The sequence below is a fragment of the Bacillus sp. BS3(2021) genome, from assembly GCF_021043345.1.
Classification (GTDB): domain Bacteria; phylum Bacillota; class Bacilli; order Bacillales; family Bacillaceae; genus Bacillus; species Bacillus paralicheniformis.
The window spans coordinates 922,245-939,332 of sequence record NZ_JAJNDM010000001.1 but is presented as its reverse complement, the minus strand read 5'-3'; the positions used below and the strand labels follow the sequence as shown (position 1 = coordinate 939,332).

The window sequence follows — 17,088 nt, the reverse complement described above, 5'->3', positions numbered from 1 at the left end:
AAAACAGACGCGCTCGTATTTATTTTATGTGATATGATATAATTAAGAACAATTTTCATTTAGGGGGCATTATTTTCATGCGTGAAGACTCAAAAGTATATGACATTACAATTATCGGGGGCGGCCCTGTCGGCTTGTTTACCGCATTTTACGGCGGAATGCGGCAAGCGAGCGTCAAAATTATCGAAAGCCTGCCGCAGCTAGGCGGTCAGCTGTCCGCTTTGTATCCCGAAAAATACATATACGATGTAGCCGGGTTCCCTAAAATCCGCGCTCAGGAGCTGGTCGACAATTTAAAAGAGCAAATGGCGAAATTTGATCAGACCGTTTGTCTGGAACAAGCTGTCGAAAGCGTTGAAAAACAAGCAGACGGCATTTTCAAGCTCGTCACCAACAAAGAAATCCACTATTCTAAAACGGTGATTATTACTGCCGGAAACGGAGCATTCCAGCCGAGAAAGCTCGAGCTTGAATCTGCGGCTCAATACGAGAATGCAAACCTTCATTACTTTATAGATGATCTGAATCAATTTGCGGGCAAACGCGTTGCGGTGTTGGGCGGCGGCGACTCCGCCGTCGACTGGGCGCTCATGCTGGAACCGATCGCTAAAGAGGTGTCAATTATTCATCGCCGCGATAAATTCCGCGCACATGAACACAGCGTCGAAAACCTGCACAATTCAAAAGTCAATGTGCTGACACCGTTTGTTCCGACCGAACTGATCGGCGCCGAGCGGATTGAACAGATCGTCATCGAGGAAGTGAAAGGCGAGAGAAAAGAAATCATCGATGTCGACGATGTGATCGTCAACTTCGGCTTTGTTTCATCTCTCGGACCAATCAAAAACTGGGGGCTTGAAATCCAGAAAAATTCGATCGTCGTCAAGTCCACAATGGAAACGAACATCGAGGGATTCTATGCAGCCGGCGACATCTGCACATACGAAGGAAAAGTCAAGCTGATTGCCAGCGGATTTGGAGAAGCACCGACCGCTGTCAATAATGCAAAAGCTTACATGGATCCTAAAGCGCGCGTGCAGCCGCTGCACTCTACAAGCATGTTTGAAAACAAATAAAAATGAAAAGGAGCCTGACACCGGCTCCTTTTCATTATATGATATTCAAATATGAGAAGATCGTTCCCAAAATCAGCACAATCGTTAAGATACCGACCACTCCCGCCGCAGTCAAGACAATCCGGTCCGTAATTTTCTGTGCTTTTGGAAGCGGTTTTTCGCAGCCGCATGCTTCACAGACTTTTGAATCGTAAGGCGTAAGCCCGCCGCAGCTTCTGCAGTTGATTTTTTCCATGGTTGAACCCCTTTTCTTTACTGGGCTTGGACTCTAAATAAACCTGTCCAGTATAGAATAACAAATTGACGAATAGAATGTCTTAAGATTCACAAAATATTCTTAAATGAACTCCAAAAAACCCTTGTTAGGAAGTGACGATATGTCTTACTACAACAATCGCAATCAAGAGCCTTTGCCAAAGGAAGATATCAGTACGTGGGAATGTACCGCTGAGGACTGCAACGGATGGATGAGAAAAAATTTCACGAGCAGCGATCGCCCTCTATGCCCTCTGTGCAACAAGGAAATGGTAAGCGGAAGCCGCTATATCACCTCAATCACCAACAACACGAGCAATCTCAACCGAATCTTTAACCAGAAATAAACACGATTGTTCCGGAAGCCCCGTTGCAAAAACCTTGCTCAGCACTTGAGCGGGGTGGCTGCATTGCTTCCTTCCGGCATTTCCCGAGCGAAGCGGAAAACAGATTATGTTAAATCTTTTACCAAAAGAATCTCATCCCGAATCGGAATGCCGTTATCAGCGGCAAAGGGAATTTCAGGCTTTACTTTTCTTGCTTCTTCAACTGCGTTTACATACAGCTCGGCCATTGTATAGCCTCTCTTTTGATAAAACATAAACGCCCGCATATTATCGTTCGTCGTGATCAGTTTAATCGATTGACACTGTTTTCGCTTTGCAGCACGTTCCACTTCGTTTAAAAGGAGTGAGCCGATCCCTTTGTTTTCGGCAATACTGTCCAAGGAGACGACTTCACATTCGTTTCCGGCGATGAAGTACGTAATCAGGCCTTTTATATCGCCTTTTTCATCTGTCACAGCGAATCCTTCCAATTCATCGCAGCGGAATGTTCCGTGTGAATTGACCATGTCCGGACTTCCCCAATGCTTATGAAAAAACGCGGTAACGTCCGCTTTTGACAAGCCGAGCGTTGATACGAGTTTCATTTCTTTCCCCCCAGATCATAATAAAACGCCTTTTCGTCACGATGATGCATCGCAATGAAAGGCGTTTTTCTCATTCCATATCGTTGACCTGATGCCAATATGTCAGCACTCTTCAGGCTTCCCTGCATTCACTGCGGTTCTGAATGATGATCCGCAGCCGCATGAAGCGATGGCATTTGGATTATCGATGGTGAAGCCTCCGCCCATCATCGATTGTTTAAAATCAATGACCGTACCGTTCATAATATCCAGGCTTTCTTGATCTACAAGCACTGTGATTCCATGCTGGACGAATTCATTGTCGTCTTCGTTTTTTTCGTGTTCAAAACCCATGCCGTATGACAGACCGCTGCATCCGCCGCCTTTTACTCCGATTCTCAAGAATGCGTTCTCCTCTTCATGCTCTTTCATCATATCCTTGATATGAAGAGCAGCCGCTTCCGTGACCGTAACTGTTTTTTCGCTCATAACATCACACCTCCTAAAAGCTCATGTGTACTTTATTATAAAGTCGCACGTCCGATTTCTCAAACGGACCGACTCATGATATAAAAAACTCGCCTTCACATACCGTTTCAGCGGGTCCTGTCATCATGACACGACCGTCATTTTTCCAATTAATGATCAGATCGCCGCCGGCGAGATGGACGATAATGTCCGTGTCTCGTTTGGAATAGCCGTTGAGTATCGAACTCACTGCGGCTGCGCAGGCGCCCGTTCCGCATGCCTGGGTAATTCCTGAACCCCTTTCCCATACACGGAAATGGAGTTCTTTGTCGTTTTCGACTTCAACAAATTCTACGTTAACCCCTTCCGGAAACCTTTCATCTTTTTCAATGAGCGGTCCCATCGACGTAAGCGGCGCTTTTTCAATATCGTCTAAATAAAAGACGATGTGGGGATTGCCCATGGATACAGCGGTACCTTTCATTTCCCGGCCGCCGAATATCATCTTTTCATTGATCGTCTCCGACCCCTGTTCACCACGCATTGGCATATCTGATTTGAGAAGACGCGGTTCACCCATATCGACTGTAGCCGATACAACTTTTCCTTCCTTCACTTCAATCTCAGCCTTTACCAAGCCTGAAAGAGTTTCAATTAAAAAGGATGTTTCCTTCACCAGTTTATGTTCATACGCGTATTTTGCAACGCAGCGCAAACCGTTTCCGCAGTTTTTGCCTTCAGATCCGTCGCTGTTGAAAATCCTCATTTTAACCGGCGCTTGATCTGAAGGACAGATGAGTATCATTCCGTCTGAACCGATTCCGGTGTAAACGGAAGACACTTTGACGGCCAAATCTGACAACAGCTCCTCAGGGAGATGTTCTTCAAACTGATTGACGTATATATAGCTGTTTCCTAAGCCGTGCATTTTAGTAAAACGAAAAGAATTCATAGCCGCCTCCACATTTTTTTACTTTCTTCTAGTATAAAAGCTGAAAGGGATGGATACAATATGGCTATCCCCCGTTTTTCATACATAAAAGCTCCCTGCGTTCATTTGCAGGGAGCTTTTATCATGTTATCCGATAAACATACCGGCGATCGCCGCGCTTGTAAGGTTGGCCAATGTTCCGGCAGCAACGGCTTTCAAGCCGAGACGGGCGATATCGGAACGGCGGTTCGGCGCCATTCCTCCCAATCCTCCGAGCAAAATCGCCACAGAAGACAGGTTTGCGAAACCGCACAGCGCAAAGCTGATAATCGAAGCGGTTTTGACGGAAAGCTGATCAAACATCGGAGCAAAATTGGAATAAGCGACAAATTCATTCAGTACGAGCTTTTGACCGATAAAGCTTCCGGCCTGAACTGCTTCATCCCAAGGGACGCCGATGACAAAGGCGAGAGGTGCAAATACATAGCCGAGAATGAATTCAAGCGAAAGGTCTTTAAAACCGAACCATCCGCCGATTCCTCCAAGAATTCCGTTTAAAACGGCAATCAAAGCAACAAATGCAAGGAGCATCGCACCGACATTCAAAGCAAGAGAAAGACCTGTTGATGCCCCTTTTGCAGCGGCATCGATGACATTTGCTGCGTCTTCGTCTTCAGCCATTTGAATATCTTTTTCTTCAATTTTCGATTTTTCAGTTTCGGGAATAAGCATTTTTGCCATAATCAAGCCCGCGGGTGCAGCCATAAAGCTCGCTGCAAGCAAATATTCGAGAGGAACCCCAAGAAGGGCGTAACCGAACAAAACAGAACCGGCCACTGATGCGAGTCCGCCTGTCATAACGGCAAACAGCTCCGACTTTGTTAAGTTTGCAATAAACGGCTTAATCACAAGCGGCGCCTCAGTTTGTCCGACAAAGATATTGGCAGCTGCAGAAAGAGATTCCGTTTTGCTTGTTCCGAGCAGTTTTGCCAATCCGCCGCCGATAAAGCGGATGATGACTTGCATGATCCGTAAGTGGTAAAGAACCGCAATCAGCGATGAAAAGAAGATGATAACAGGAAGAACGCTTAAAGCGAAGGCAGCGCTGTCGCCTACTTGCAAGAGAGGCCCGAAGAGAAAGCTGATTCCTTCATTCGCATAATTGACGAGATGCTGAACGGCTTTCGTAAACGAAAGAAACACTTCCCGCCCCATTTCCCATTTGAGAACGATGAATCCGAACAGGAGCTGCATCGCCAAACCGATTAAAATCGTTCTTATGTTAATTTTACTCTTGTGCTCAGAAAGCAGAAAAGCAATCGCGAAAATCGCCAGAATACCAAGAAGTCCCCATAAAATGTTCATGACCACACCTCTTATTATTTTTTAAACTTTTATTAAGATAACAATTAATGATTGGCCTGTCCACAAAAATTTTTAAGAATTTTTTCTCTTTTTATGTAAACCCTTTCAAACGAAGGCTTTGCATGAAAAAACGAGATCACCAAGATGACCCCGTTTTTAAATAAGTTCATTTTCATCAATGAACTTGTATATATTTTCGACCAATTCAGCCGGATTATTCGCTGTCACCATTTCTCCGTTTACAAGAGCATACATGGTCTGCATGCATTGTCCGCAGTAACTCAGGCAGCCGTATTCGACGACGTCCAGATTCGGATCTTTCTCCAATATTTCTTTTGCTTCCTGAGAACCTTGGGCAAGATTGCTGACGCAAAACTCAACGATTGGAAACACTTTATTTCACCTCACATCGCTTTTTTATCGTACCCTATTTACGTTTCAATAGTCAAAGTTTTAGGCTGAGGAATAAAGCTTTTGTAACATATTAATACCTTAAAGGGTTTTACTAATTATCGATTCAAGGCGGATATGTAGGTTATTTTCCCGAGAAATATTGTGATTTTACATCAAATTAGATATAATTCTAGAGGGTATTTACATAGTTTTTTAATTTTGCAATGAAAAAGGTTAGTTTCTTAATCTGAGGGGAAAAGGGGAATTACCAATGAGAAATTTAGTCTTGCTCGGCGGCGGGTACGGAAATATGCGGATCATTCATCGTTTACTGCCTAACCAGCTGCCAGATGATGTGATGATCACTTTAATCGACAAAAACCCTTACCATTGTTTGAAAACGGAGTACTACGCACTGGCTGCGGGGACGATTTCCGATCATCATATCAGAGTGTCCTTCCCGGATCACCCGAAGTTAAAGATTGAATACGGGACGATTTCGTCTGTTGATTTGGAAGGAAAAAAAGTTTTGTTTCATGACAGGGAGCCGATATCTTATGATGACGCCGTCATCGGGCTGGGCTGTGAAGATAAATATCACAACGTTCCCGGCGCGCCTGAACATACCTACAGCATTCAGACAATTGATCAATCACGCAGCACTTACCAGGCGCTCAACAACTTAAATGCGGAAGCCACCGTTGCGATCGTCGGGGCAGGACTGAGCGGCGTTGAGCTTGCGAGCGAGCTGAGGGAAAGCCGAAAAGATTTGAACATCGTCCTTTTTGACCGGGGAGAATTAATTTTGTCGAGCTTCCCGAAGCGTTTGAGCAAATATGTTCAAAGCTGGTTTGAAGAGCACGGCGTCAAGATTATTAATTGCGCCAACATCACAAAGGTGGAAGAAGGCATCGTCTACAATCATGACGATCCGATACAAGCTGACGCCATCGTCTGGACAGCGGGGATACAGCCGAACCAAATCGTTCGGGATCTCGATGTGGAAAAAGATCCGCAAGGGCGCGTCGTCCTGACGCCGCACCATAACCTGCCGGGAGACGAACACGTGTATGTTGTCGGCGACTGCGCAAGCCTGCCTCACGCGCCGAGCGCACAGCTGGCCGAAGCTCAGGCGGAACAAATCGTCCAAGTGCTTGAACTGCGCTGGAAAGGCGAACCTCTTCCTGAAGCGATGCCGAAATTCAAGCTGAAAGGCGTGCTCGGTTCACTCGGCAAAAAAGCCGGCTTCGGTTTAGTTGCCGAACGGCCGTTGATCGGCAGAGTGCCTCGCCTGCTGAAATCCGGCTTGCTTTGGATGTATAAGCATCATAACGGATAAGATTACTCGAAACCTTAGCGTTTTTTAATTAGGGCGCTCTCTCGCCTTCAATGAGAGTACGCCCTTATTTTTGCGTTTTTTTATTTCCGCCAAAAAGTTGAACAGTCCGCCTTATCCGCAAGATTAAACTCGATCATTTTTTTAAGTAATGAGAAATCAAGCGGACGATCCCACGGGAAACGGACAAGCTGCTTCGTATGATCATAGCCGGCCTGCACGATTTCTTCAGAAAAACGATCAATTCCCGCGCTTTCAGGGGCAACAGCCAGGTGATGTTTCGCTGTGCTGAAACCGATAATAAAAGTGCCGTGATCGGTAAACATAGGCTGATTCCAGGCGATTTTCGGCGTTAAATTTGGAAATGTCTCCGCTGTCCAATTCAACACTTCCTCCATCCGGGCTCGATGTTCCGGGTGATCAATTCCTTCTAAATATTCTGCAAAAGCTTCCATGTTGCTCCCTCCTAAAATTAAAATGATGCTAGAACTTTGTTTCGCAAATGAACCCTTTGTAATAAGTCTATCCTTGGAACAGCTTCATTCGAATTCCCCCAGATAAGATTCTACTCAAAAAAGCCCCCTTGTCATCGGCGAGCTTTCTTGAATTGAGCGTCATACCTATTATAGCGTTTCCATGCCTGTCCGCTTTTTATAAAGCTATTAAAAACTCCATCATCGTTTCATAAGCAATTTGCGAGGACTGCCGGTTGTATTTTACGGAATACGGGTCGCTAAATCCATGCTCACCCTTCAGCTTCACCGTTTTGACATTCTTTGATTCCAATTGGGATATACACGCGGCAACGTCAAAGGACTGCTCTTTTTCCGGGAAAAAAAGCAGTGCCGGACATGAAGGCGATATGTTCAGATAGTCTCTTATCCGGGAGCCGTAGTATCCGGCGATCCCATTGACACGCTCATCTTCGCTGCAAAGCCAGGCAGCGGTTGCTCCGACGCTGAACCCGAGTAAGATGATCTTGCGATATTGACGATCCAGCTTGGATATGATTGTATTTATTTTGCGCAAAAGACCGGGGAAACCGACGTTTTCCATAAAAAAAAGATAAGCCGCTTTTTCTTCAGCGTATTCAAACGGTTGATCCCGATTTAACAAATTGGGGCAAATAACATCAAAGCCCTGCTCAGCTATCAATTGGCAAACATCGTGCATGTGCCGGTTAATCCCGTATATTTCGTGCAGCACGATAACCGCTGTATCGGATTTATTTTGAATATGTATCATGTTCTGACTCCTTGTCTCTCATTGCTGCATAAAAAAAGGGCGCCGCCTTCGGCGCCAGTTTAACAGCTTGTACGGCAACAAATCAGGTTATGCAGTCTTTTGCAAAGCTGCAGGCGCTTTACCATCAAAGCTGTCGAGAAAAATCGCTCTGCCCGCCATCAGCTGGGCCGGCTTATCGTCAAGAAAAATGGCGCGACCGGCAAACTCGGCATTTCCCTTCGGCTGAGACGAAAAACTTAAAACGACAAGGCTGGCAAAGACGGCAGTCAACGCAACGGCAATCATCTTTTTCACTTTAGCTCCTCCGTTCTTTTAAGAATTTGGTCTCTTGCATGATGAGATTCTTCAAAATATTCGGCAGCTTTGTCTGCATCTCCATTTTCTTTATAGTAAAGTGCGATATCAAATGTTAATTCCGCTACATCCGTCCAGAGATTGATCGTTTTAAGATATTCTAAAGCATGTTCAACCGTAAGTGGATCCTGTTCATCATACAGAGCATGAATAAGTTTAAATTTCGACAAATATTCCCTTTCTCCTGCTTTTTCCGCGCGGAAAAATCCTTTTTCATACAATTTGCGGGCTTCTTTGACAACATTTGATTTGTATAGCACATGTGTCAGTTCAAACATGGAGTGGATGCCGTAAACCGATTCTTCATGCTCTTTGATAAGCAGCGCTTCTTTGAAATGATGTTCGGCCAAGGTGAGGAGATTGCGATTGACATAGCTCAATCCTAAGTTGTGGTGAGCCATGCCGAGGAGAACGTGGTGCTTGATCAGTGCCGCGTCTTTTAGGGCTTGCTTGTAATGCTGTTCGGCTTCATCAAAACGAAATAAATCGAGTTTATTTGCTCCGATCAGCATATCGTTGCTGATCGCTTTTTGAATATAGTCATCATGTGTTTTGAAGGTTTTTAGAGCTGTTTTTGCATGGTTTAAGGAGAGGAAATTCTGTTTGATTTGATAGTAGGCGATAGCCAGTTTGTAATGGAATTCGGCGATTTCGATTTGATCGGGGATTGTTCTGAGCTTTTCTTCGGCTAGTTTATAATAATTGATGGCATTTGTATAATCCTTTTTATGAAATTCGTACATGCCTGCGAAAAAGAAATAATAATATTCGATCATGTCATCTGTGCTTTGCATATCTGCTTTTTGCTCCTGAATATCTTCGAACAATTTGGTGGAAGCTGCAAACTCTTCTGTCAGCAGTTTGTGCCGATAGTCTAAAAGATTAAAATAAAGAAGCAGATCTTGATTTTCTTCCATATTCGGCAGCCGGTGCTCAATGTCGTATTTAATCGAGACCGCTTGTGCCACTTCATGGCGCTTGATCATGACATACCATTGATTAAGCATTCCCGCGACTTCCTCATAAGCAATTTTTGTCTTCAATCGTTTATCCTTCCTTTCCTCCCATGTCTCTTCCTTTTTATGGGTTGTTTTTCATTTTACAGAATCGCTTATTTTTTGACAATCACTTTTCTAAATATTGGCTTAATTTCCTAAAATAACTCAAAATTCTGACATCAATCGTAACCATTTTCTGTATTGTTGCAAATCTCTCAGAAAGTATTTTCGTTTGACATTGTTTTTGATGACATTTTATAATTATATATGTAAATATCAACATGTTCGATCTTACAATAAACAAATAAGGAGCGGTTCATATGAATCAAGATGTCAAAGAGTTTGTCGGAAGCCATATGATCTATACGTATGAAAACGGATGGGAATATGAAATCTACATTAAAAATGACCATACCATTGATTACCGCATTCACAGCGGAATGGTCGGGGGACGCTGGGTTCGCGATCAAAAAGCCGATATCGTCAAGCTGACTGAAGGCGTCTATAAAGTATCATGGACAGAACCGACAGGGACTGACGTTTCCTTGAATTTCATGCCCAATGAAAAGCGGATGCACGGCATCATCTTCTTCCCTAAATGGGTTCATGAACGCCCTGATATCACAGTCTGCTATCAAAATGACCACATCGACTTAATGGAAGAATCGCGCGAAAAATATGAGACGTATCCAAAATATGTCGTACCGGAATTCGCCGATATCACATTCATTGAAAATGCCGGAATCGATAATGAAGATCTGATTTCAAAAGCCCCTTATCCCGGAATGACGGATGACATCAGAGCCGGAAAACGAGTATAAATGGGAAAAGGGCTTTTCATTAATGATATAATGACTGGACTTTTGTTAAGTCATGCAGCAAGGCTTTAATATCATCTTGCGATAAAGGGACAAGCATTTGATCGTAGAGGGTGATGATCTGTCCTCCCTCGTCATGCTCATGCTGCCTTAAATACTGCTGCAAAGCCCTGAGCTGGTTTTCTTTCAAGCTGGTCTGCGTTTGAAACTGCTTGATTTTCTTTAACGAAAAAACATTCATTTCGTCATCAAAATCGCCTGACATGATTTGACCCTCAATGCTGGACATGCTGGCTATCCCTCCTTATTGACGATTCGGCTGGTAGTTAGTCTGTCCGCTTTAAGAAAAGTACAATCATAAAAAATAAAACAGCAAGGGACAGATCTGTCCCTTGCTGTTTATCATGCAGGCTTATAACCTTGCTTTTCCATTTCTTTATACACGTCTTTCAGCTTCGGATTTCCTTCGCCGACTACTTGATCACCGACCATGATGAGCGGATAAAAATATTCGTCGTTCAGGATTTTTTCGGAGATTTCCTGTTTTTCAGGATCGTTTTCCGGCGGCTGATGGATATCAATGTACGTGATCGAGAAAGGCTGGTCGGGATATTTTCTTTTCAGGGCGGCTTCGAGCCACTCATACGTTTCTTTTGATGACGGAAGGTTGACACAGCTTGGACAAAGAACGTCGGCACCGTAAACAAAAAGCTCGGCTTGTTTTTTCATCAGCGGCAGCTCCTTTCTCTTTGTCTTTTATTTTATTCTATTTTGTCCTTTCGCTCCATATTGAAATGAAAATCGCTTTTTGTCTTTGCCGGCAAATATGATATAATATGTGGGAAAACGAGTTGAAACCAAACAATAGCTTTTTATTGTTCGACTGAATATAATGGTTGTATGATTTGAAAGGAGCGATACGAATGACGACAGAGGTCGAAATGAAAGAACAAGTACAGGAAGTGCTGGACAAACTTCGTCCATTTCTACTCCGCGACGGCGGTGACTGTGAACTCGTCGATGTTGAAGACGGCATCGTCAAGCTTCGCCTGCTCGGCGCATGCGGAAGCTGCCCAAGTTCCACGATCACCCTTAAAGCTGGAATTGAGCGCGCCCTTTTAGAAGAAGTTCCGGGCGTCATTGAAGTTGAACAAGTATTTTAATTTGAGGCGGCTGCCGTTCATTACGGCAGCCGCCGATTGTTGACAAAATCCCAAAACGACTTTTAGTTTTGGGATTTTGTCATCCTTTCAGCGTGATTGAAAACCCTTGCAGTCTAGGAAGGCCGAGCATCGGAGCAGACTTTCACAGGAGGTGATGACGGCGGCGTTCAGGCAGGACGCCTGGGCGGTTAGCCGCCGATCCTTCCTCTATTCGTGAGCACCGACGCGCAGGCCTGACAACGAATGCGAGGGTTTGTCGACACGCTGAGGCTGCCGTTCATTACGGCAGCCTTTTCTTTTTTATAAATACGCTTCAAACCAGCCTGCAATATACTCAAGCCGTCTGATCCGCTGCTTCGGATGCCCGCTTCTTGATAAATCGTGCGACGCATTCGGGAATCTGACGAGTTTTACTTCTTTCCCCATTTTTTTCAATGCCGTAAACAGCTGCTCCGCCTGTTCAATCGGGCACCTGTCGTCCCGTTCGCCATGGAGGATGAGAAGAGGAGTCTCCACCTTGTCCGCATATTTGAGCGGCGAATGCTCCCACAGTTTGCCGGGATTTTCAAAAAGGTCCGCTCCGATCTGCCAGTCTGTGAAAAAATAGCCGATATCGCTTACCCCGTAAAAACTGATCCAATTGGAAATGGACCTCTGCGTCACCGAGGCCTTAAACCGATTCGTGTGGCCGACAGCCCAGTTTGTCATAAAGCCGCCGTAGCTTCCTCCTGTGATTCCGAGCCTTTCTTGATCGATGAAATCATATTGTCCCAGCGCGTGGTCAACAGCTGCCATTACATCTTTAAAATCTCCCCCGCCGTAGTCGCCTCTCACCCGGTTGACAAAATCCTGTCCGTAGCCGTGGCTTCCCCGCGGATTGACATATACAACGGCGCTTCCCTTTGCGGCCAGCACTTGAAATTCGTGAAAATAAGCATTCGCATACATGGCGTGAGGACCGCCGTGCACTTCCAGAATGAGCGGATACGTGTTTCCTTTTTCATATTGAGCAGGCTTTATCAGCCAACCGTGAATTGTCAAACCGTCCGCTGTCTGAAATTGAAGCTCCTCCGGTTCCGATATGATATGCTCTTCCGTAAACGCTTGGTTGGCATCTGTTAATCGCTCCGCTGTTTCTTCACCCAATGGGAGATGGTAAAGTTCGCTCGGCCGGACAGGCAGGGCTATCGATGCCGCAAAACTTTTTTCATCCGGATGCAGGCTGAATCCGTTCAGATGCTCTTTTTCCAACCGGACCGGATAAGCAAGACCTTCGATTGATATGTAGTAAATGCCTGTCGAACCTTTGTCAGATCCAATGACATAAAAGCCGTTTCCGTCTTTGGTCCAGGCCGGTTTCGGAAGAACGCCTCCGACAAGGCTGTCCCCTGCCACTGCATCGCTGAGATGGACATCAAGCATTTCCGTCAGACACGTTAGTTTTCCTGTTTCGATATTATACAGCCATGCTTTATCAAGCGTGGCGTTTTGAAATTCCTTTTCGTTTCCGATGAATGCAAGGTGTTTGCCGTCAGGAGAAAACGATAGTGAAGAAAAAACGCCGTTTTGACCTGTCAGGCGCTTCAAATCACCTGTCGAAAGGTTCATCAAATAGACATCGTTCACACGCATATCCGTCTGATTGGCACAAAATGCAATCCTGCCTCCGCACGGTGAAAATGCGTGGCTGAAATGGTCGCGTTCTAGATCGGTCAGCTGTTTTATCTCCCCGGTTTCCACTTGAACGAGGACAAGCTGCGTATACTTTCCCCTTTTAAACCCTTGGCCGTCTAATTTATACGACAAAGAATCGACTTCCAGCGGTTCGTGATCTTCAATCTCCGTCTTTTTCTCATCGTCGACGCTTTCCTCTTTCGTCAGCCTCACTGAACAAAGCAATGACTTGCCGTCAGGCGACCATTCAGGCTGTGATACATCATAGGGAATATCGGTCACTTTTCTCGCTTCTCCTCCGGCGGCGCTTATTACGTAAAGTTGTGTGGTTTCCTCGCGATTAGACGTAAATGCAAGGGATTTGCCGTCGGGCGACCAGCGCGGATGCTGGTTTCTTCCTTTTCCAAACGTCCATTGTACTGACGCTTGTTGTTTGCGGTCGTAGACCATGATATGCGAATCATAAGAGTCCTGTTTTTCGTTTACTTTTGTTTGTACGTAGGCGATTTTTGCACCGTCAGGCGAGTACTGCGGGTCGGTAATGGATACAAGCTTGATGAGGTCTTTTTCGGTTATCAGCTGCTTCATGTTCGTTTCTCCTCCTCTATATGTTTGTCATACTATTTCGACTTTCTAAATAAAAATCCTTGTTTTGAAGGCAAACAAAAAAAGAGCCGAAAAAGCTCTTTTATCGTTAAACACTGTTTACTGATTTTCTTTCAACGATAATGCCTGTATCCGGGACATGAAGGCAGTCCACTTCACAATGTGGAAACTTAGAAGCAAGCTGATCTCTCAGCGCGTCTCCCTTTCCTTTTTCAATAAAGGAAAGGATCGTCGGTCCTGCTCCGCTTAAAGCGGTCCCAAACGCGCCGTTTTTGCCTGCTTCATGCTCCACTTTAGAAAGCTCAGGGACGAGCGCCCTTCGGTAAGGCTGATGAAAGAGGTCTTTTTGCATCATGCGGCCGACAAGCTTCCAATCTTTCGCCATCAGTCCGGCGACGAGCATATTGCTGACCGCGCTTGCTTCCACCGCTTTCGGATAAGAGAGGCTTTCGGGAAGAACATCCCGCGCATCTTTTGTCAGCACTTCATAAAAAGGAATGACGACAACGACATCCAAATCGATGTCTTTCATCGAAACCATCTCTGTTTCATCTTCTTCATGAAGTCCGATGACAAGCCCGCCGAAAAGCGATGCTCCGGCATTGTCAGGATGGCCTTCTTCAAGGCTTGCAAAATGGAGTTTCTCGCGGTCAGAGAGTTTTAAATCGGCAAGTTCGTTCGCCAGCTCAATCGCAGCGGCAATTGCGGCTGCGCTGCTGCCGAGACCGCGCGCCAGCGGAATATCGCTCCACACTTTGACGAGGCTTGGCGGAATGTCTTTTCCGAAGTGTGCAGCGGTCCGTTTGGCCACCTGGTAAATTAAATTATCCGTCCCTTCAGGAATTCCCGCTACGACTTCTGTTTCAGCCTCAAAACGCCACTCATCATGAGGAAAAACAGACAGTCTCAAATAACGGGACAGCGCCATGCCGACTGAATCAAAGCCCGGGCCCAGATTGGCCGTGCTTCCGGGAACCGTAACGGAAAACAGCATGTCAGCCTCAGTCATACACGAGCGGCTCCTTTTAAGTGTTCGAGAATGGCTTCTTCATCTGTCGGCAGTGTGACAGGTTTGATCTGCGACACATCAACGGCTGTGTTCGGATCTTTCAAGCCGTTTCCGGTTAAGACGGCGACAACTTTCGCCCCCGGCTGAATCTCTTTCGTTTCCAGCTGTTTCAGTACGCCGGCAATAGATGCGCACGATCCCGGTTCTGCAAATACGCCTTCTTCTCTTGCCAGGAGCTGATAAGCGTGCAGGATCTCTTCGTCTGACACTTCATCGATTTTTCCGTTCGATTCTTTTGCAGCATTGACCGCTTTGTCCCAGCTTGCCGGATTTCCGATTCTGATCGCTGTCGCAACGGTTTCCGGCTTTTCAATTACTTTGTTTTTGACAATCGGGGCCGCGCCTTCCGCCTGAAAACCTCTCATGACCGGCAGGCCTGTGCCGTTTTTCTCATGATATTCTTTAAAGCCTTTCCAGTAAGCCGTAATATTTCCGGCATTCCCGACAGGAATTGCAAGGATGTCAGGCGCTTCGCCCAGCTGTTCACAAATTTCAAAGGAAGCGGTTTTCTGTCCTTCAATCCGGTAAGGATTCACAGAGTTGACGAGTGCAATCGGCTCTTTCTCGCAAATGCTGCGCACCATTTTCAGGGCATCGTCGAAGTTTCCGTCGATCGCAATGATTTTAGCGCCGTACATGACGGCTTGGGCCAACTTTCCGAAGGCGATTTTGCCGTCCGGAATAATGACGATGCACTTCATGTTGGCGCGGGCCGCATAAGCCGCAGCAGCAGCTGACGTATTGCCGGTCGAAGCGCACATGATCGTATCATTGCCTTCTTCTTTCGCCTTGGCGACCGCCATGACCATCCCGCGGTCTTTAAAGGAGCCTGTAGGATTGACACCCTCTGTTTTGACATAAAGCTCGATTCCGAGCTTTTTCGAAAGATTTTGCAGATAAATGAGCGGGGTATTTCCTTCGTTCAGCGTCAATTCCGGTGTTTTGTCCGTTACTGGCAAATATTCTTTATATTGATGGATGAGTCCTTTCCACATTAGCTCCAACCGTTCCCTTCTACTCGATAAGTGCTTTTCACCTGATCAACAACCTCAAGATCATTCAGCTTTTGCAAGATATCCGTAAAATCCTCTTCTGACGTATGATGTGTCACAATGACAATCTCAGCCAGGTCATCATGGCCTTTAATCGGAAGCTGCAGAATTTTTTCAAAACTGACGCCTCTTTCCGAAAAAATCGATGTGATTTTTGAAAACGAACCGACCTGATCTTTAACATGAATTCTTAAAAACTGCTGGGCGAAGATTTCAGAAGGTGCCTTGATCTTTTTTTCAAATTGCGGATCGACAAAGCTGCTGCCGTTCACGCCGAGACGCATGTTTTTCATGACGGAAACCAAATCTGATACGACGGCGGTCGCAGTCGGCATGCTTCCTGCGCCAGGCCCGTAAAACATCGTTTCCCCGACGGCCTCGCCATACACGTAAACCGCATTGAATTCATTATGGACGGAAGACAGCGGATGATGCTCCGGCAACAATGTCGGCTGGACGCTCACTTCGACTTTTTGTCCGTCGCGCTGGGCGATGCCGATCAGCTTCATCGTATAGCCGAGCCGTTTGCTGAAATTGATGTCTTCATCAGACACTTGGGAAATGCCCTTCACTTTGACATCGTCAAGATCGACATTCATTGAGAAACCGAGCCTGGCCAAAATCGCCATCTTTCTCGCCGCATCAAGACCTTCAACATCAGCTGTCGGGTCCGCTTCGGCGAAGCCGAGCTCCTGCGCTTCTTTCAGCACATCAGCATAAGGCGCGTTTTCTTTATTCATCTTCGTTAAAATGAAGTTGGTCGTTCCATTGACGATACCCATCATTTTCGTAATCCGGTCTGAAGCCAGCCCGTCTTCCAGGCTTCGCAAAATCGGAATTCCGCCGGCGACGCTCGCTTCAAAATAAAGGTCGCAGCCGTTTTCTTTCGCGGCAGCCGTCAGTTCCGATCCATAGAGGGCGATCAAATCTTTATTCGCTGTCACGACATGTTTTTTCGCCTGAAGCGCGTCAAGCAAATAGCGTCTTGTCTCCTCGATTCCCCCGATGACCTCAATGATGACATCCACTTCCGGATCTTGAATGACATCATAAGCTTCCGTCGTCAGAACATCTTTGGAAAGGTCGACATCCCTCTTCTTATCTTTATCTTTTACAAGAACTTTTTGAATCGTAACAGGGCATCCGACTTGGTGTGTCAGCTTATCCTGGTGATCCTGAATAATCTTCACCACACCGCTCCCGACTGTTCCTAATCCTAGCAGCCCCACTCGTATCGCCTTCAATGAAATTCCACCTTTCTCTCTCTTATCGTCCTCTCTCTGAGGACATTTGTAAACACAACGCAGACATTTAAGTTACAAACATTATAATGGGGGATTCTTTTTTTGACAAGATGACATTTGCTGAAAAACAA

20 protein-coding genes and 1 pseudogene are annotated in these 17,088 nt (G+C 45.8%); 5 read left to right on the top strand and 16 right to left on the bottom strand.

Annotation, left to right across the window (positions count from 1 at the left end; translation table 11 throughout):
• The first annotated feature begins 77 nt into the window (after window positions 1–77).
• A complete protein-coding gene (gene yumC, locus LQ247_RS04635) occupies window positions 78–1,076 on the top strand; it encodes a ferredoxin--NADP reductase 2 (protein ID WP_035337619.1) in 999 nt (332 codons plus the stop codon).
• A gap of 34 nt (window positions 1,077–1,110) precedes the next feature.
• Here the strand turns inward: yumC and LQ247_RS04630 are convergent, their stop codons facing one another.
• Window positions 1,111–1,311, bottom strand: a complete 201-nt coding sequence (locus LQ247_RS04630; protein WP_020452822.1) for a hypothetical protein — start codon at window positions 1,309–1,311, stop codon at window positions 1,111–1,113.
• A gap of 142 nt (window positions 1,312–1,453) precedes the next feature.
• Between LQ247_RS04630 and LQ247_RS04625 the strand changes: the two genes are divergently transcribed.
• The gene (locus tag LQ247_RS04625) at window positions 1,454–1,678 is read left to right on the top strand and encodes a cold-shock protein (RefSeq protein ID WP_020452823.1); all 225 of its coding nucleotides are present in this window, start codon (window positions 1,454–1,456) and stop codon (window positions 1,676–1,678) included.
• 104 nt (window positions 1,679–1,782) lie between these two features.
• On the opposite strand, the gene LQ247_RS04620 is transcribed toward LQ247_RS04625, so the two are convergent.
• The 5 genes from LQ247_RS04620 to LQ247_RS04600 form a co-directional block, all read right to left on the bottom strand.
• Window positions 1,783–2,262 (bottom strand): GNAT family N-acetyltransferase, encoded by a 480-nt coding sequence (locus LQ247_RS04620; RefSeq protein WP_020452824.1) that lies wholly within the window; start codon window positions 2,260–2,262, stop codon window positions 1,783–1,785.
• Between the two features lie 102 nt (window positions 2,263–2,364).
• Complete coding sequence (locus tag LQ247_RS04615) at window positions 2,365–2,730, bottom strand: HesB/IscA family protein (protein WP_020452825.1); 366 nt, start codon at window positions 2,728–2,730, stop codon at window positions 2,365–2,367.
• 73 nt (window positions 2,731–2,803) lie between these two features.
• A complete protein-coding gene (dapF, locus tag LQ247_RS04610; RefSeq protein WP_079289236.1) occupies window positions 2,804–3,661 on the bottom strand; it encodes a diaminopimelate epimerase in 858 nt (285 codons plus the stop codon).
• Window positions 3,662–3,787: 126 nt separating this feature from the next.
• Window positions 3,788–5,005, bottom strand: coding sequence for a NupC/NupG family nucleoside CNT transporter (locus LQ247_RS04605; RefSeq protein ID WP_020452827.1), 1,218 nt, complete (start codon window positions 5,003–5,005; stop codon window positions 3,788–3,790).
• A 156-nt stretch (window positions 5,006–5,161) separates the two neighbouring features.
• Complete coding sequence (locus LQ247_RS04600) at window positions 5,162–5,398, bottom strand: YuzB family protein (RefSeq protein ID WP_003184941.1); 237 nt, start codon at window positions 5,396–5,398, stop codon at window positions 5,162–5,164.
• A 271-nt stretch (window positions 5,399–5,669) separates the two neighbouring features.
• Here LQ247_RS04600 and LQ247_RS04595 point away from each other — a divergent pair, with 271 nt between their 5' ends.
• Window positions 5,670–6,737 (top strand): NAD(P)/FAD-dependent oxidoreductase, encoded by a 1,068-nt coding sequence (locus LQ247_RS04595; RefSeq protein WP_020452828.1) that lies wholly within the window; start codon window positions 5,670–5,672, stop codon window positions 6,735–6,737.
• 80 nt (window positions 6,738–6,817) lie between these two features.
• Here the strand turns inward: LQ247_RS04595 and LQ247_RS04590 are convergent, their stop codons facing one another.
• From LQ247_RS04590 to LQ247_RS04575, 4 genes are all read right to left on the bottom strand, one after another.
• Window positions 6,818–7,189, bottom strand: coding sequence for an iron chaperone (locus tag LQ247_RS04590; RefSeq protein WP_048350786.1), 372 nt, complete (start codon window positions 7,187–7,189; stop codon window positions 6,818–6,820).
• A 196-nt stretch (window positions 7,190–7,385) separates the two neighbouring features.
• Window positions 7,386–7,979, bottom strand: a complete 594-nt coding sequence (locus tag LQ247_RS04585; RefSeq protein ID WP_105981203.1) for a dienelactone hydrolase family protein — start codon at window positions 7,977–7,979, stop codon at window positions 7,386–7,388.
• 87 nt (window positions 7,980–8,066) lie between these two features.
• A complete protein-coding gene (locus LQ247_RS04580; protein WP_154495611.1) occupies window positions 8,067–8,264 on the bottom strand; it encodes a hypothetical protein in 198 nt (65 codons plus the stop codon).
• Window positions 8,265–8,269: 5 nt separating this feature from the next.
• Window positions 8,270–9,376, bottom strand: a complete 1,107-nt coding sequence (locus LQ247_RS04575; RefSeq protein ID WP_020452833.1) for a Rap family tetratricopeptide repeat protein — start codon at window positions 9,374–9,376, stop codon at window positions 8,270–8,272.
• 275 nt (window positions 9,377–9,651) lie between these two features.
• Here LQ247_RS04575 and LQ247_RS04570 point away from each other — a divergent pair, with 275 nt between their 5' ends.
• A complete protein-coding gene (locus tag LQ247_RS04570; protein ID WP_009329528.1) occupies window positions 9,652–10,152 on the top strand; it encodes a phenolic acid decarboxylase in 501 nt (166 codons plus the stop codon).
• A 19-nt stretch (window positions 10,153–10,171) separates the two neighbouring features.
• Here LQ247_RS04570 and LQ247_RS04565 read toward each other — a convergent pair whose 3' ends face one another.
• Window positions 10,172–10,438 (bottom strand): hypothetical protein, encoded by a 267-nt coding sequence (locus LQ247_RS04565; protein WP_023856183.1) that lies wholly within the window; start codon window positions 10,436–10,438, stop codon window positions 10,172–10,174.
• A gap of 113 nt (window positions 10,439–10,551) precedes the next feature.
• Complete coding sequence (locus tag LQ247_RS04560) at window positions 10,552–10,878, bottom strand: YuzD family protein (RefSeq protein WP_075213854.1); 327 nt, start codon at window positions 10,876–10,878, stop codon at window positions 10,552–10,554.
• Between the two features lie 135 nt (window positions 10,879–11,013).
• Here LQ247_RS04560 and LQ247_RS04555 point away from each other — a divergent pair.
• Window positions 11,014–11,312, top strand: a pseudogene (locus tag LQ247_RS04555) (NifU family protein).
• 300 nt (window positions 11,313–11,612) lie between these two features.
• Here the strand turns inward: LQ247_RS04555 and LQ247_RS04550 are convergent.
• The 4 genes from LQ247_RS04550 to LQ247_RS04535 form a co-directional block, all read right to left on the bottom strand.
• The gene (locus tag LQ247_RS04550; protein WP_231005622.1) at window positions 11,613–13,574 is read right to left on the bottom strand and encodes a S9 family peptidase; all 1,962 of its coding nucleotides are present in this window, start codon (window positions 13,572–13,574) and stop codon (window positions 11,613–11,615) included.
• 106 nt (window positions 13,575–13,680) lie between these two features.
• Complete coding sequence (thrB, locus tag LQ247_RS04545; protein ID WP_023856185.1) at window positions 13,681–14,601, bottom strand: homoserine kinase; 921 nt, start codon at window positions 14,599–14,601, stop codon at window positions 13,681–13,683.
• A complete protein-coding gene (gene thrC, locus LQ247_RS04540; protein ID WP_023856186.1) occupies window positions 14,598–15,656 on the bottom strand; it encodes a threonine synthase in 1,059 nt (352 codons plus the stop codon). The genes thrB and thrC overlap by 4 nt, the downstream gene beginning before the upstream one ends.
• Window positions 15,656–16,957: a homoserine dehydrogenase gene (locus tag LQ247_RS04535; RefSeq protein WP_020452839.1), complete on the bottom strand. Its 1,302-nt coding sequence runs from the start codon at window positions 16,955–16,957 to the stop codon at window positions 15,656–15,658. Before LQ247_RS04535 ends, thrC begins: the two co-directional genes overlap by 1 nt.
• Between the last annotated feature and the right edge of the window lie 131 nt (window positions 16,958–17,088).